The organism is Streptomyces sp. DI166 (assembly GCF_900091315.1).
Taxonomy (GTDB): Bacteria; Actinomycetota; Actinomycetes; order Streptomycetales; family Streptomycetaceae; genus Streptomyces; species Streptomyces fuscus.
In genome coordinates this window covers 17,281-31,617 of sequence record NZ_FLSP01000070.1, presented here as the reverse complement: position 1 = coordinate 31,617, position 14,337 = coordinate 17,281, and the positions used below count along the sequence as shown (strand labels likewise).

Below are 14,337 nucleotides of genomic sequence, written 5' to 3'. Positions count from 1 at the left end.
CGGTGCACGGGTGTCTGAATCCTCACGCGATACCGCCGAAGGCGCCGGCTGGGGAACCGCGGAACGCGGTACCTACCGGCGGTTTATGCCCCCGGACGTCATGCGGATCTCCTGGCTGGACCCGCGGATGCTGTGGGCGGCCCGCAACGGCGTGCTCGCCTCCTGGTTCGGCGATCCGACCGGGCGGACCCGGGCCCGCTGGACGGCGCAGCGGGCCGCGGCCGGGGCACCCGCGGACAAGGTGATCCGGCGCTCAGACCCGGACCGCTTCTCCTTCCTGGTCGTCGGGGACACCGGGGAGGGCGGCGAGCCCCAGTACTCGGTCGTGCCGGGGCTGTTGAAGGCGGGCGAGGGCACGAGCTTCGCGGTGCTCGCGAGTGACGTGATCTACCCGGTGGGCAGCGCCGACGACTACGCCGACAAGTTCTTCCGCCCCTACCAGGACTACCGGGCGCCGATCTACGCGATACCCGGCAACCATGACTGGTACGAGGACCTCGGCGCCTTCATGCGCGTCTTCTGCGACGCCCCGCCGCTGGAGCCCGAGTCCCGGCCGCGCCCGCTCACCCGGGCCTGGCCGCGCTCCCTGCTGTGGCACCGGCCGCGCCGCACGGACGGCCAACACCTGGACGAGGCCCGCAAGTTGCGCTCCGCGCCCGAGCAGCAGGCCGTCCAGCCCGGCCCGTACTGGGCGATCGACGCCGGACCGGTGCGCCTGATCGGTATCGACACCGGGCTGCTCGGCACCCTCGACGCGGAGCAGGGCGCCTGGCTGCGCGAGGTCTCCCGCGACCCGCGCCCGAAGATCCTGATCACGGGTTCCCCGCTGTACGTGGACGGCGAGCACCACCCCTGCCCGATCGAGGGCGGCGGCACGGTCGACGACATCGTCCGCGACCCGGCGCACCGCTATGTGGCGGCGATAGGCGGCGACATCCACAACTACCAGCGCTATCCGGTGCGGGTGGGCGACCGCACCATCCAGTACGTCGTCTCGGGCGGCGGCGGCGCGTTCATGCACGCCACCCACACCATCCCCCGCGTCGACATCGCGGGCGTGACCGAGGCGGACTTCCGCTGCTACCCTCTGCGCGGCGACTCCCTCGCCTTCTACAGCGCCCTGTACGGCCGCCGGCTGCGCCTGCGCCGCTTCTTCACCCTCAGCGAGGCCGAGGCGGCGGCCGTGGTCGCCGGGCGCCTGGGCATCCCGCTCACCCGGTCGCAGCGGACGGCCGCCAGGGTCACCCGGCGCACCCGGATCGTGGCGAGCCTGCTGGGCGCGGGCCGCCGCCCCGACCGCGCCTCCCGGCTGCGGCTGCCGGTGCGCAAGATCCACACCTCGCTGTTCTCGCCCGGTTCGGCGACCTACAGCCCGCCGTTCTTCAAGTCCTTCCTGCGCGTGGACGTCTCCCCGGAGTCGGTCCGGCTGCGCTGCTACGCGGCCACGGGCAACCGGGCCCAGGAGATCGAGCCCCCGGTGGAGGACGAGGTGACGATTTCCCTCGTCTGAGCGGAACAGGACGGGCACGGCCGCGGTTGGCACGGAAAAACTCTTGAACTTTGGAGGACCTGTGCCGTCGACCCCGCGACCGCTGCGCAAACTGGGCTTCCTGACCATGGGCCTGTTCGACGAGCACGACCCGGGTGCCGGTCACGAAGCCACGCTCGGCCTCATCGAGCTGGGTGAACGGCTCGGCTTCGACAGTGCCTGGGTCCGGCACCGCCATCTCCAGTACGGCATATCCTCGCCCGTCGCCCTGCTGGCGGCGGCCACCCAGCGCACCCGCCGGATCGAGCTGGGCACCGCGGTCACCCCGCTGGGCTGGGAGAACCCGCTGCGCCTGGCCGAGGACCTGGCCACGGTCGACGTCCTGTCCGGCGGCCGGCTGAACCCCGGTGTCAGCGTGGGCCCGCCCATGCACTACGACCGCGTCCAGCAGGCGCTCTACCCGGACACCGCGCAGGCCGAGGACTTCGGCTACGACCGGGTGCGCCGTCTGCTGGACCTCGTACGCGGTGAGGCGGCCACCGACTTCGAGGGCACCGAGGGCTTCGAGGTGTTCTCCCGGCGCGTCCAGCCGCACTCCCCCGGCCTGAGCGGCCGTATGTGGTACGGCGGCGGCAGCCTCCGCTCGGCCCGCTGGGCCGGTGAGCACGGAATGAACCTGCTGACCAGCAGTGTGGTGAAGGCCGAGGAGTCGGCGGACTTCGAGCGGATCCAGCTCTCCCACGTCCGCGCCTTCCGCGCCGCCCACCCGGACGGCGAGCGGGCCCGGGTCTCCCAGGGCCTGGTGGTGATCCCGACGGACTCGGCGACCCCGGCCCAGCGGGCGAAGTACGAGGAGTACGCCCTCAGGCGCACCCCGCGCACGCGGTCCCCGCAGGGCCCGGCCCGGCTGATGTTCGCCCCGGACCTGGTCGGCACCAGCGCGGAAATAGCGGAGCACCTGCACGCGCACGCCGCGTTCCGTGAGGTGGACGAGGTGGCCTTCGCGCTGCCCTTCACCTTCGAGCACGAGGACTATGTGCAGATCCTCACCGACATGGCCGTGAAGCTGGGGCCCGAGCTGGGCCGGCAGCCGTCCGCGTGACGGGTCTGCGCCGTCTGCCGCTCGGCGCGCGCTTCGCGCCCGGGCTTCTTACGATCGCACAGTGGCACACACCTTCGAGGAGCTGATCGAGAAGCAGCGCGCGGCGGACGAGGCGCACCGCCGGGTGGAGGGCCTGCGCGCGCAGTACGGCCCGCCGGCCCAGACCGGCGGCTGGTCGGACACGCAGACCCAGACCTACGAGACCGCGTGGCGGGCCTGGCGCGACCTCGCCCGCGACGCCCACACGTCCCTCACGGAGTACGCGAAGGAACAGGGCGCCGCCCTCGGCGACGTGGAGTCCGAAGTGGCCCAGGCCGTACGCCAGGCCGGGTAGGCCAGGTGGGCCGGATACCGCGGGTACTCTCGCCGTTTCGGCCTTGAGAGGAGCCGCCATGGCAACGGACGGCATACGGTCCCGGATCACCGTCGACGGTGAGGAGTTCGAGGTCGTGCAGCCGCCCGACAGTCCGGGCAGCTACGAGCTGACGTGGGTGTCCGGTCGGGACCCGCAGTACGGTTTCGCGTTCCGCACCCACCCTCCGGCGCCGCTCGGCCGGGCCGAACTCGAAGAAACCGTAAGGGACTTCCTCGCTCAGGTCGACCCGGCCACCGGGTACATCGAGTGACGCGTCAGCGCCGTCCGCCGAACTCCCAGTCGTGGACCTCGGTCTCGGCGTACCGGTCCTTGGTGAGCAGGGCGCGGGCGCTCTCCGGGTCGGGTGCCCGGAGCAGGGCCGCGGTGCCGAGCCAGGTGGCGGCGTCGTCGGACAACAGGGGGCCGTACGCGATCAGTTCGTCCTGCTGGGACAGCGGAACGGTGAGATCGGCCGCAGCACCCTCGCCGAACCCGAGCACCAGGTAGCGACTGCCACCCGTGGGCCCGCCGGGGAAGTCCCACATGGTGCGTCCGAGCAGGTTGCGCCAGCGGCGCAGCAGCACGTCGCGGTACACGCCGGCCTGGTAGTTGGGCTCGTCGAAGGCGAAGGCGCGGGCGGCGGCGGGGTCCGGCAGATCGAGGATGTGCACACTGCCGGACGGTGTCTCGCCGTCCTCGGCGAAGGTGGGCCCGCGGGCGATCATCCCGTCCGCGTACCGGTCCATGTAGGACCAGTGCTCCTCGACGAGCTTCTCGCGCAGCGGAAGGGACCCGCGGCGGTCCCGGTGGTAACAGAGGAACTCCATGACCCCCGAGCCTCCCCCACCGCAGGCGGGGCCTCAACAGACTTTCGGCCCGATCAGCGCTCGCCCGGCTCCTCCAGCCGCCGCAGCGTGTCCGGGGTGAGGGGGACCGCCGCGGCCCACTCCAGCATCCCGGCCGCCGTGTCTTCGTCGTCGAGCCGACGGGCGATGTCCGCGCGCGGGACCGGCGTCGGCCGCTCGTCCGCCGGCCCGAGCGCCCGGTCGACGACCTTCGCCGCGGCTTCGGGGAGTCAAGGAGCGACGGGAGGGTCCGGCACGGGAGGATCGGAATGGTCGTTTTACCCATGACCCCAATCTAGTCAAAGTTGATTACTGGCGCCCGTGCGAGCGCTTGAACAGTCCGGGCCCGGTGTCCGTACTCCCCTCGGACGGTTGATCGAAGGAAAGAGTGGGACCGAGTGAGACGTGCGCTCATCGTCGGATTGGTGGTACTGGCTCCCCTGGCGGCGGGATGCGGGGGCGGCGAGGACGACGCGGCCGCCGCTCCCAGGGCCGAGAAGGTCTCGGCCGCGGCGTCCGCCGGTGTCGTCGCCCCCGCCAAGGTCGAGGTGATCGCGGGACTGACGGGCTGCAAGCCGAAGATCCGCATCGAGGCGGACGAACTGCGCGAAGGCGTGTGCCGCACCGAGAAGGCCGACTACGTCATCACCACCTTCCCCGAGGAGAGACTGAAGCAGACCTGGCTGGACTCGGCCTCCGTGTACGGCGGGACCTATCTCGTCGGCACCCGCTGGGTGGTCGGCGCCAAGCCCGAGGTGCTCGACGACCTCCGCCCGAAGCTGGGCGGGGAGATCCAGAAGCTCCAGGGCATCGGCCCGGCGCCGAGGTCCTAGCCGGCCTTCGCCTCCTCGTAGCCGCTGATGACGTACACGGCCTCGTCGTCGATGGCGCCCTCCCTCGGGTCGAGGACGATCCGCTCGGGATGTCCGTCGGCGGCGTACTCGGCCTCCGCCCGGTCCGCGCCGTCCTTGCGTGCCCGGCGCAGCTCCGCCAGCAGGTCGCCGATCGTGGGCACGTGCTCCGGCATGTGCCGCACGACCCGGAGCCCGCTGGCGTCGAGCCCGGTCGCCTCGGCCACTTCACCGTCCCGGACCGTGATCCGGAACTTCCCGAGCAGCGACCGCTCCCCCGCCATCGACTCCAGCGTGTAGCTGTACGCGGCGGGCTCCTGCCAGGTCGGCGGTTCCTCGGCCGTACGGACTCCGGTACCGCTCTCGCCGCCGCAGCCGACGGCGGCGAGGAGCAGGGCCCCGCCCAGGGCGACGGCGGAGGCGGTGCGGGTACGCCGGGGTGCGCGAGTCATGTGAAATCCGATCCCTTCGACACGGTTGCTCCTACGACGCCGAAGGGGGCCGGAACGTTCGGCGCCGCAGGCACCGCGCGGTCGGGGCCGGTGAGGACGTAAGGTACGCGGGCATCGATCTTGGTTTCACGTTCTTGTTCACTCGGGGGGCTCCGCCATGTCCGTCCTGGATCCACGTCCGCACGCCCAGCAGTCCACGGGCATACCGATGCCGCCACGATGGCTGGCCGCCGTGGTCGCGGCGCTGCTCGGACTGGCGGGGCTCACCGGCGTGTTCGCCGTCGTGGCCGGAATACGGCTGTACGGGGTCATCGACGGGGAGGCGGGCTTCCTCACCACCGATGCCCAGGACCTCCACGGCGCGCTGTCGATGTGGGAGACGGCGGGCAGGTTCCAGGGCGGCGCCTACATTCTGTGCGGCGCCCTGTTCATCCAGTGGTTCTACCGCACGCGCCGCGCGCTCGGCCTGATGGCGCCGGACCGGTTCCGGCACCGCGCGGGGTGGGCCATCGGCGCCTGGTTCGTGCCGATCGTGAATCTGTGGGTGCCGTACCGGATCGCCCTCGACATGTGGGGCGGCGCCTCGCCGCTGCCGACCGACGGGCAGCCGTACCGGGCGCCGGTCTGGCCGGTGAACCTGTGGTGGGCCCTGTTCGCCGGCAACGCGGTCTTCAGCCGCTGGTGCGCGGCACGGTTCGACTTCGCCGACGACCTGGCGGAGCTGCGCCAGGCCGCCGTGCAGTACATGATCTGCGACAGCCTGGAGATCCTGGCCGCGGGCGCGGCCATTCTGTTCGTCCTGCGGCTCAGCGCGATGCACGAGCGCAAGGTCCTCGAAGGTCCCTACGGCCCCGCCGCCTAGCCTCCGCTCCCCCGGACCGCGGCCCTAGGGGTGACCTCCACGCCCTCGGGGTGACCTCCGCGCAGAGCTCAAAGGCCCTGCGCGGCGAGGCCGCCCCAAGGACGTGAACCTCTACGGCGCCTCACCGGTGAAGGCGGCCGCCATCCTCAGCCAGGGCTCCGCCTCCTCGTGGCGGCCCTGGCGCTCCAGCGTGCGGCCCAGCATCAGGTGTGCGTAGTGCTCCACCGGGTCGCGCTCGATGACGCGGCGCAACTGCTCCTCGGCGCGCCGCAGTTGGGCGGAGTGGTAGTAGGCCCGGGCCAGCAGCAGCCGGGGGCCGGTCTGCTCCGGGACCTCCTCCACTACATCGGCGAGGAGCCGGGCGGCGCCGATGTAGTCCCGGGCGTCGAAGAAGAACCGCGCCCGCTCCCAGCGCTCCAGGAGCGTCTCCTCGTGCGGCACCCCGGCACCGTTGTCGAACAGGTGCAGGGCGCTCGCCCAGCGGTCGGGGGCGACGCCGCCGTGAGCCGCGTACTCGTTGAAGCCGTTCGTCGTCATACCCTCAGCCCTCGCTTCCAGCGTGGTTGATACGTCAACCACGTGCGGGGGAACGCGGTCCGCGCACGCCCTATTCCCGGCGCGGGCCGCGTCCCCGCTCGCCCTGCGGCCTCAGCCCACGACCGCCTCCTCCTGCTTCCGCTCCGGCTCGGGCTCCCGGTGCGCCGGGAGCTTCGCGCCCTCGATGTCGACGTCCGGGGTGACCCGGTCCAGCCACCGCGGCAGCCACCAGGCGTGCCGGCCGAGGAGGGCCATGGCCGCCGGTACGAGGGTCATCCGGACCACGAAGGCGTCGACGAGGACACCGAAGGCCAGGGCGAAGCCGATGGACTTGATGATCGGGTCGTGGTTGAAGACGAACCCGCCGAAGACGGCGACCATGATCAGCGCGGCGGCGCTGACCACCCGGCCGCTGCTGGCCACGCCCCGGATGACGGCCCCGGCCGCGTCGCCGGTGTGCTCGTGGTGCTCGCGCATCCGGCTGACCAGGAACACCTCGTAGTCCATGGCGAGCCCGAAGAGCACGCCGATCAGCAGCACGGGGAGGAAGCTGGTCACCGGCCCGGCGGAGGGGATCTCCAGGAGGTCCATGAGATGGCCGTCCTGGAAGACCCAGACCGTGGCGCCGAGGGACGCGGCGACCGACAGCAGGAAGCCGAGCGCCGCCTTCAGGGGCACGAGCAGGGAGCGGAAGGCGATGGTCAGCAGGATGAGCGCCAGGACCACGATGAGGGCGACGAACAGCGGCATCGCGTCCGAGAGCTTGCCGGAGACGTCGATCGCCGCGGCCGTCTGGCCCGCGATGTAGAGGGTGCCGCCCGCCTCGGCCACGGCCGGCGCGTGGTCGCGCAGCCGGTGCACGAGATCGGTGGTGGCCTGGGCGTCGGGCCCGGTCTTCGGCACCACGGCGATGACGGCGAGGCTGCCGTCGGAGTTGGTGACCGGCGGGGCGGCCACGGTGACGCCCCGGTCGCCCGCGAGGTCCGCGCGCAGTTCGCCCACGGTCGTGGTGCGGTCGGCGGCGGGGACGCCGTCGAGGTCGACGATCGCCGTCAGGGTGGCGTTGAAGCCCGGTCCGAAGCCCTCGGTCAGCAGGTCGTAGCTCTTGTGCTGGGTGCTGCTCGTGGGCTGCGAGGCGTTGCTGGGGAGGCCGAGGCGCAGGTCGCGGGCGGGCAGGGCGAGCGCGAGCAGTCCGACGACCCCGGCGAGCAGGACGAGCAGCGGCTTGCGGGTGACCGCCCGGCCCCACGCCAGGCCCCAGGCGCCGGGCGCCTTGCGCTCCGTACCGCGGGCGCGGGGCCGCAGTCGCTCGCCGAGCAGGGCGAGGGCGGCCGGGACCAGACTGACGGCGACCAGGACCGCGAGCAGCACGGTCACCGCGGCGGCCACGCCCATCACGGTCAGGAACGGGATGCCGGTGACCGCGAGCGCCGCCAGCGCGATGATCACGGTCGCCCCGGCGAACACCACCGCGCCTCCCGCGGTGGCCACGGCGCGGGCGATGGAGTCGGCCACGTCCCGGTCGGGATCGGCGAGTTGTTCGCGATGGCGGGAGATGATGAACAGTGCGTAGTCGATGCCGACGGCCAGCCCGATCATCAGGGCGAGCACGGTGGCGGTGTTGGTCATCTCGACGTAGCGGCTGACGAACCGGACGCCGAGGACGCCGATCACCACCCCGACCAGGGCGGTGAGCAGGGGCAGTCCGGCGGCCACGAGGGAGCCCAGGGCGAGAGCCAGGACGACGAACGCGACCACGACGCCGACCACTTCGGCGGGTCCGCCGACCTCCGTCTTGGGCTCCATCGCGGAGCCCCCGAACTCGACCTGGATTCCGGCGTCCCGGGCCTTGTCCATCGCGCGGGACAGCGCGTCCTTCGACTCTTCGGGGACATCGCTGGCCTGCTCGCGGAAGACGACATCGGCATAGCCGATCCGCCGGTCCGGCGAGACGGTCCGGTCCTTCAGCGGGTCGGGGACATTGACGACGCCGTCGACCCCGGCGGCCTCGCGCAGGCTCGCCGCGACGGCGGCCGAGGTGTCCGGCGCGGTCAGGTCACCGCCCTCCGGTGCCGCGAGGACAACCCGGACCACACCGCCCGCGGCCTCCGGGAACTCCTTCTCCAGCAGGTCCTGGGCCTGCTGCGACTCGATCCCCGGCACCGTGAACTCGGTACTGGCCCTGCCGTGCAGGGTCACCCCGAGACCCCCGACCACGGCGAGCAGCAACAGCCAGACCGCGACGACCAGGCCGCGACGGCGCACCGCCCACCGGGCCCATGTGTACAGGCGTGAGGCCATGCCTGTCCCCTCTCCTTCGCTGAGTTACGTCCCCCGCTTCTTGCACCGTACGGCATTTTTGCAGTCGACTGTAAATTCGCTACCGATGGTAAAGTGCGGGCATGATGAGCGAGGGTCTGCGTGAACGGTCGAAGGCGCGACGCCGGGAGGCGATCCTGCGGGCGGCGTACGAACTGTTCGCCGAGCGGGGCTTCGAGGCCACGACCATCGCCGACATCGCCGCGGCGGCGGAGGTCTCCCCGCGGACCGTCACGCTCTACTTCCCGTCGAAGCTGGAGCTCGCCACCTCGCAGTTCGACGAGTTCGCGGACCGGCTGCACATGGCCCTGCGCGACCGGCCGGAAGGACTGCCGCTCCTGGACGCGCTGGAGCACTGGCTGCGCGGAGAGATCGCCGAGATGACCGATCTCGATCACCTCTACGAGCGGATGCTCGACCTCAACCCGCAGGTGCGGGCCGTCACCGGCGTGCGGCTCACCGAGGTCATCCAGGAGGGCGCCCGGCTGCTCGCCGAGGAGCGCGGGGAGTCGCCCGACGACTTCGGCCCCCGGATCGCGGCAGCGGCGGCGGCCGCGGTGGTCAGCGAGGTCTGCCATCACCCGGAGGACGCCGACATCGATGCCGCGATGGCCTTCCTGCGGGCCGGTATCGACGCGCTCGTGACCAGGTCGGATCCGTCCTGAACAGGCCTTGAGTGACGCCGGGCACTTACCCGGGGTCACCCCGTGACCGCGTGTTAGCGTCCCCGCCGTGACTTCCCCGGTATTGGACGTATCCGCCCCGCTCGGTACCGACGTGTCCGCCCCGCTCGGCGCCGCGTTGGACCTGTTCGGCGACGGCTTCACCCGCGACCCGTACCCGTGGCTGGACGCGCTGCGCGCCGAGTCGCCGGTGCACTTCGACGCGGGCACCGGGCTGTGGCTGGTGAGCCGGCACCGGGACATCCGGCAGGTGCTGCTCACCCCGGAGGACTACCTGCCGGACAACGCGCAGAACGCCGTCACGCCCCTGCCGTTCGGCGCGCTGCGGGTGCTGGCGCGGGCCGGCTTCAACCTGCCGGTCGCGCTGGCCAACAACGGCACCGACAGCCACCCGGGGCTGCGCCGCGTGGTGACGCGGTTCTTCAACGCCCAGCGGGTCTCCGCCGCCCTACCGGTCATCGAGCGCATCGCCGACGAACTGCTCGACGGGGTGCGGGAGCGGTTCGACACCTCGGGGCGCTGCGATCTGTTCACCACGTTCGCCCAGGTGCTGCCGTGCCGGGTGCTGATGGAGCTGCTCGGCATCGAGGGCGTCGCACCGGCCACGCTGATCCGCTGGAGCGATGCCTCGCTGGAGCTGTTCTGGGGCCGGCCGACACCGGAGCGGCAGCTCGAACTGGCGGAGCTGGTGGCCGAGTTCCACCGCTGGCTGACGGCGACGGTGTCCGACGGCGCGGCCCGTCCCGGCTCCTTCGTCCGGGCCCTGACCGGGCACCGGCTGCCGGACGGCGAACGGCTGGATGTCGGAACCGCGGTCGCCGCCTGCTTCTTCGTCTTCATCGCCGGTCAGTCCACCACCGGCCAGCTCATCGCCACGGTGCTGCGCCACGCCCTGACCGAGCCGGGCATCTGGGCCCGCGCCGCCGCCGAGGACGACCTCCCGCGCGCCTGGGTGGAGGAGGTGCTGCGCCGTGAGCCCCCGGTGACCTCGTGGCGCCGGGTGACGGCACGCCCGGTCGAGCTGGGCGGTGCCCAACTCCCCGAAGGAGCCCAGCTGTTGCTCCTGCTGCTGGGCAGCGGCTCGGACCCGGAGGTCTTCGACGCCCCGGAGCGCCTGTGCCCGCACCGGGCGAACGTACGGCAGCACCTGGCGTTCGGAGTCGGCCGCCACCGCTGCCCGGGCGCGTCCCTGGCCCGTACGGAGGCGGCGGTGGCCCTGCGAGCGGCGGCCCGCCGACTGCCCTCGGCCCGGCTGTCCCCATCGGCGGACGACCTGATGCTCGGCCTGCTGTCGTTCCGAGCGCCGCTGCGGGTGACGGTGGAGCGGGCCTGAGACTGTGGAGCGGGCGTAAGTCATAGGCCACGAGTGTGCCCAGGAACCCTTCCAGCGCCTCGGCGACGCCGTCCTCGTCGGTGGAGCGGGCGTAGGTCCTAGGCCACCAGCGTGTCCAGGAACCCCTCCAGCACCTGGGCGACGCCGTCCTCGTCGTTGGAGGACGTGCGGTGCCGTGCGGTGGCCAGGACGTCCGGGTGGGCGTTGGCCATGGCGTAGGAGTGGCCCGCGACCGTGAGCATGGGCAGGTCGTTGGGCATGTCGCCGAACGCGGCGATCTCGTCGGCGCCGATGCCGAGGCGCTTGCTCCACTCGACCAGGGTGGTCGCCTTGGTGACGCCGGGCGCGCTGAACTCGACGAGGGACAGTCCGGTGGAGTGGGTGGTCTCGGCACACGGTCCCACGGCCGATGCGGCCCGCGCGACGAAGTCGTCCAGCGGGAGGGTCGGGTGGTGGGCGAGGATCTTCAGCAGGGGCCTGGCGGGAGTACGGCTCACCAACGCCTCGGCGGCACCGACGAGTTCGACCGCGTCACTGCCGAACGACCAGGTGGGGTAGTCCGGTTCATGGCCGAAGTCCCGGTCGTACTCGACCGCGAAGGAGACCCCGGGGACCGCGGCCCGCAGCCCGGTCACCAGCCCCGTGGCCGCGGCGGGCGGCAGCGGCGAGGCGAGGGCGAGGGAACCGTCGGGGGTGTGCACGGCGGCGCCGTTCGCGGCGATGACGTGGTGCGGCCCGATGATCTCCAGCAGCGCGTCCACGACCCGTGACGGGCGGCCGGTGACCAGTACGACCGGGATCCCGGCCCGCTCGACCGCGGCGAGGGCGGCCCGGGTGCGGGGCGACAGCGTGCCGTCGCTGCGCAGCAGGGTGCCGTCGAGGTCGGTGGCGATGAGTCGGGGTGTGGCCACGGCGGCACCTTCTCGTCCTGGCGTTCCGGAGCCTCGGGCCGCGGAACTACGGACATCCAGTGTAGTTGATTCATCAACTTATGACCGGTCGCAGGTGCCGGGCAACGCGTACGGCCCGCCCCGAGGACCGGGACGGGCCGTACATCCGAGCGCTGGGCAGGTCTCGCACCTGCATTTCCCCGCAGGAAGCGGGGCGTCTTGCTTTGGACCACCAACGCACTGCCATTCGCCCTGAGTTGCGGCGACCGGCGCAAGATCAACCATACGGTAGGACCGGCGGCGGATCCAAATCGGCCGCCGCCCACCCCGTCGCGGCCACGACCTCCCGGGCGATCTCCGTCACAGCCCGGCCGTCGGTCGCCACCCGCACGGTGTCCGCCGTCGCCTCACGCTCCAGCAGCCGCGCCTTGCGCAGACTGGCCGCCAGCTCCCCCTCCAGTTCCGACCCGATCTCACGGCCGGTCAGGCGGGCGCGGGCCGTGTCGTCGGTGGCGGTGAGCAGCACGCGAACCAGACGCACTCCAGGGCCCATGGCGCGCTCGAACATCCCCGTCGCGGCGGAGAGCACGCTCACCGTGTTGGTGTAGATCAGCCGCCGACAGCCCTGCTCGGCGAAGTTGGCCCAGACGGCTCGGAGGTTGCGCTCGGTGATCCCCGCGCGGCGCGGGTCGCCGTCCGGCGCCGGATGGATCTGACCCAGGTAGTCACCCTCGACGACCGCGTGGGCCACCCCGGCGGCCCGCAACCGGGCGGAGACCTCCCACCCGACCGTCGTCTTCCCGACCCCGGCCCGTCCACCGATCAGCAGTGCTTCCACTTGGTCCATGGCGGTCAGCGTGCCAGCGCGCGGGGGCCACGGGCGACAGAAAAAGCGGGGCCCCGGCCCTGGGGGCGGGACCGGGACCCCGGACGTCACACGTCGCGGTGCAGCAGATAGAGCACCGCCGCCCACATCGCGCGAGCGCTGAGCGCGGCGATGACCCGCTTTGCCAGGTCCGCGCAGAGCGTGGCCGCCCTGGTCGACTTGTCGTCGGCCATGAACTTCACCTCCCATCCGGTTCGCCTCCGTCGGCCCCGTCCGTGGAACGGCGCCGACAGCGGCTCCCCCCGAGCCCGCGCGGGGCATGGATGGAAGCAACTCCGAGAGTAGCGGGGAAGGTTGGCAAGGCACAGGACTTCCGCCCACCCGGCGGGCGAAATCCGTTTCGTTCCGCGACCCCGTCCGCCGTAGCGTGGCCCCGTGGCGACTCAAGTGATCATCCTCAACGGCGGCTCCAGCTCGGGGAAGTCCGGGCTCGTGCGCTGTCTTCAGGCCGTGCTGCCCGATCCGTGGCTGGCGTTCGGGGTGGACTCGTTCGTCGACGCGCTCCCCGCGAGGATGCAGACCACCGACGACGGGATCACCTTCGGCGACGACGGCTCGGTGAGCGTCGGCGGCGACTTCATGGCCCTCCAGGCGGCCTGGGCGGAGGGCATCGCCGCGATGGCCCGGGCCGGGGCGCGGATCGTCGTCGACGACGTCTTCCTCGGCGGCGCCGCCTCCCAGCAGCGGTGGGAGAAGGCGCTCGGCGACCTCGACGTGCTGTGGGTCGGCGTGCGCTGCGACCCCGAGGTCGCCGCTGCCCGGGAGATCGCCCGCGGGGACCGCACCCCGGGCATGGCCGCGCGGCAGGCGGAGCCGGTGCACCGCCAGGTGCGCTACGACCTCGAAGTGGACACCACCCACACGGAGTCACTGGACTGCGCGCGCACCATCGCCTCGTACCTCGGCTGACCAAGGAACGATCAACACTTCGCCATGGACGGTCAACGAGCCGTCAACGATTGCGTCGGACGGGCCCGCCCGCGCGGCTCCGGTCGTACGTTCTGCCCGTGAACGCCGACACCCATCCCCTACCGGCCCGCCGTTGCCTCCTGCGGGGCGCGCTCACCTCGGCCACCGCGCTCGGCGCCGGTCTCACCGTCGGGGCCGCCCCCGCGACCGCCGCGCCGAGACCCCGCCACCGCCCGGCCACGCCCGCCCAGGCGCTGCGCGCTCTCGCCGCCGGCAACGCGCGCTGGCGCGCCTTCCGCGAGGAACACCCCGACGAGACCCGCGCCGTCCGCCAGGAGCTGGTCGCGGGCCAGCACCCCTTCGCCGTGGTCCTCGGCTGCATCGACTCCCGCGTACCGCCGGAGCTGGTCTTCGACCAGGGCCTCGGGGACCTGATGACCGTGCGCAGCGCCGGTGAGGTCCTGGACGAGGCGGTGCTCGGCAGCGTCGCCTACGGCGTGCTCGAACTCGGCATCCCGCTGGTGCTGGTCCTCGGCCACCAGTCCTGCGGCGCGGTGCGCGCGACGGTCGAGGCCGACGAGAGCGGGGAGCACCTGCCCGGGCACATCCAGTACATCGCCGACCGTATCCGCCCGGTGATCGACCGCACCAGGACGGGCGAGGCACGCGTGGACGCGACGATCGACGCCAACGTACGGCTGGTGCGCGACCTCGTCGCCGCGGAACCGGACCTCGCGGCCAGGGTCAGGGCCGGTGAACTCGCCGTCGTCGGGGCCCGGTACGAGCTGACCGACCAGCGCGTGCACCGCGTCGCCTGACCCCCG

Annotated in this window: 17 protein-coding genes; 10 read left to right on the top strand and 7 right to left on the bottom strand. The window is 72.4% G+C overall.

Annotation, left to right across the window (positions count from 1 at the left end):
• The first annotated feature begins 10 nt into the window (after window positions 1-10).
• The 4 genes from GA0115233_RS28440 (at window position 11) to GA0115233_RS28425 (ending at window position 3,217) form a co-directional block, all read left to right on the top strand.
• Window positions 11-1,510, top strand: coding sequence for a metallophosphoesterase family protein (locus GA0115233_RS28440; protein ID WP_093723175.1), 1,500 nt, complete (start codon window positions 11-13; stop codon window positions 1,508-1,510).
• 61 nt (window positions 1,511-1,571) lie between these two features.
• Window positions 1,572-2,591, top strand: coding sequence for an LLM class flavin-dependent oxidoreductase (locus GA0115233_RS28435; protein WP_093723174.1), 1,020 nt, complete (start codon window positions 1,572-1,574; stop codon window positions 2,589-2,591).
• Between the two features lie 61 nt (window positions 2,592-2,652).
• The gene (locus GA0115233_RS28430; protein ID WP_093723173.1) at window positions 2,653-2,925 is read left to right on the top strand and encodes a hypothetical protein; all 273 of its coding nucleotides are present in this window, start codon (window positions 2,653-2,655) and stop codon (window positions 2,923-2,925) included.
• A gap of 58 nt (window positions 2,926-2,983) precedes the next feature.
• A complete protein-coding gene (locus GA0115233_RS28425) occupies window positions 2,984-3,217 on the top strand; it encodes a hypothetical protein (protein WP_093723172.1) in 234 nt (77 codons plus the stop codon).
• A 4-nt stretch (window positions 3,218-3,221) separates the two neighbouring features.
• Here the strand turns inward: GA0115233_RS28425 and GA0115233_RS28420 are convergent, their stop codons facing one another.
• Entirely contained in the window at window positions 3,222-3,773 is a 552-nt protein-coding gene (locus tag GA0115233_RS28420; protein ID WP_093723171.1) for a YciI family protein, read from the bottom strand.
• A 416-nt stretch (window positions 3,774-4,189) separates the two neighbouring features.
• Here GA0115233_RS28420 and GA0115233_RS28410 point away from each other — a divergent pair, with 416 nt between their 5' ends.
• The gene (locus GA0115233_RS28410; RefSeq protein WP_093723170.1) at window positions 4,190-4,624 is read left to right on the top strand and encodes a hypothetical protein; all 435 of its coding nucleotides are present in this window, start codon (window positions 4,190-4,192) and stop codon (window positions 4,622-4,624) included.
• On the opposite strand, the gene GA0115233_RS28405 is transcribed toward GA0115233_RS28410, so the two are convergent.
• A complete protein-coding gene (locus GA0115233_RS28405; RefSeq protein ID WP_093723169.1) occupies window positions 4,621-5,094 on the bottom strand; it encodes a DUF6174 domain-containing protein in 474 nt (157 codons plus the stop codon). The genes GA0115233_RS28410 and GA0115233_RS28405 overlap by 4 nt on opposite strands.
• A 157-nt stretch (window positions 5,095-5,251) precedes the next feature.
• On the opposite strand from GA0115233_RS28405, the gene GA0115233_RS28400 reads away from it, so the two are divergent.
• Window positions 5,252-5,956, top strand: coding sequence for a DUF4328 domain-containing protein (locus GA0115233_RS28400; protein ID WP_255310381.1), 705 nt, complete (start codon window positions 5,252-5,254; stop codon window positions 5,954-5,956).
• A 111-nt stretch (window positions 5,957-6,067) separates the two neighbouring features.
• Here GA0115233_RS28400 and GA0115233_RS28395 read toward each other — a convergent pair whose 3' ends face one another.
• Complete coding sequence (locus GA0115233_RS28395) at window positions 6,068-6,493, bottom strand: tetratricopeptide repeat protein (RefSeq protein ID WP_093723168.1); 426 nt, start codon at window positions 6,491-6,493, stop codon at window positions 6,068-6,070.
• 111 nt (window positions 6,494-6,604) lie between these two features.
• Window positions 6,605-8,794 (bottom strand): MMPL family transporter, encoded by a 2,190-nt coding sequence (locus tag GA0115233_RS28390; RefSeq protein ID WP_093723167.1) that lies wholly within the window; start codon window positions 8,792-8,794, stop codon window positions 6,605-6,607.
• 101 nt (window positions 8,795-8,895) lie between these two features.
• On the opposite strand from GA0115233_RS28390, the gene GA0115233_RS28385 reads away from it, so the two are divergent.
• The gene (locus tag GA0115233_RS28385) at window positions 8,896-9,477 is read left to right on the top strand and encodes a TetR/AcrR family transcriptional regulator (RefSeq protein WP_093723166.1); all 582 of its coding nucleotides are present in this window, start codon (window positions 8,896-8,898) and stop codon (window positions 9,475-9,477) included.
• Window positions 9,478-9,544: 67 nt separating this feature from the next.
• Entirely contained in the window at window positions 9,545-10,828 is a 1,284-nt protein-coding gene (locus GA0115233_RS42260; protein ID WP_093723165.1) for a cytochrome P450, read from the top strand.
• Between the two features lie 98 nt (window positions 10,829-10,926).
• Here GA0115233_RS42260 and GA0115233_RS28375 read toward each other — a convergent pair whose 3' ends face one another.
• The 3 genes from GA0115233_RS28375 to GA0115233_RS41945 form a co-directional block, all read right to left on the bottom strand.
• Complete coding sequence (locus tag GA0115233_RS28375) at window positions 10,927-11,739, bottom strand: HAD family hydrolase (protein WP_093723164.1); 813 nt, start codon at window positions 11,737-11,739, stop codon at window positions 10,927-10,929.
• A 256-nt stretch (window positions 11,740-11,995) separates the two neighbouring features.
• Window positions 11,996-12,565, bottom strand: a complete 570-nt coding sequence (locus GA0115233_RS28370; RefSeq protein WP_093723163.1) for a hypothetical protein — start codon at window positions 12,563-12,565, stop codon at window positions 11,996-11,998.
• An 86-nt stretch (window positions 12,566-12,651) separates the two neighbouring features.
• Window positions 12,652-12,777, bottom strand: coding sequence for a hypothetical protein (locus GA0115233_RS41945; protein ID WP_255310380.1), 126 nt, complete (start codon window positions 12,775-12,777; stop codon window positions 12,652-12,654).
• A 202-nt stretch (window positions 12,778-12,979) separates the two neighbouring features.
• On the opposite strand from GA0115233_RS41945, the gene cpt reads away from it, so the two are divergent.
• Together cpt and GA0115233_RS28360 are read left to right on the top strand one after the other, a co-directional pair.
• A complete protein-coding gene (cpt, locus tag GA0115233_RS28365; protein ID WP_093723162.1) occupies window positions 12,980-13,513 on the top strand; it encodes a chloramphenicol phosphotransferase CPT in 534 nt (177 codons plus the stop codon).
• Window positions 13,514-13,611: 98 nt separating this feature from the next.
• Complete coding sequence (locus GA0115233_RS28360; RefSeq protein WP_255310379.1) at window positions 13,612-14,331, top strand: carbonic anhydrase; 720 nt, start codon at window positions 13,612-13,614, stop codon at window positions 14,329-14,331.
• Window positions 14,332-14,337: the final 6 nt, after the last annotated feature.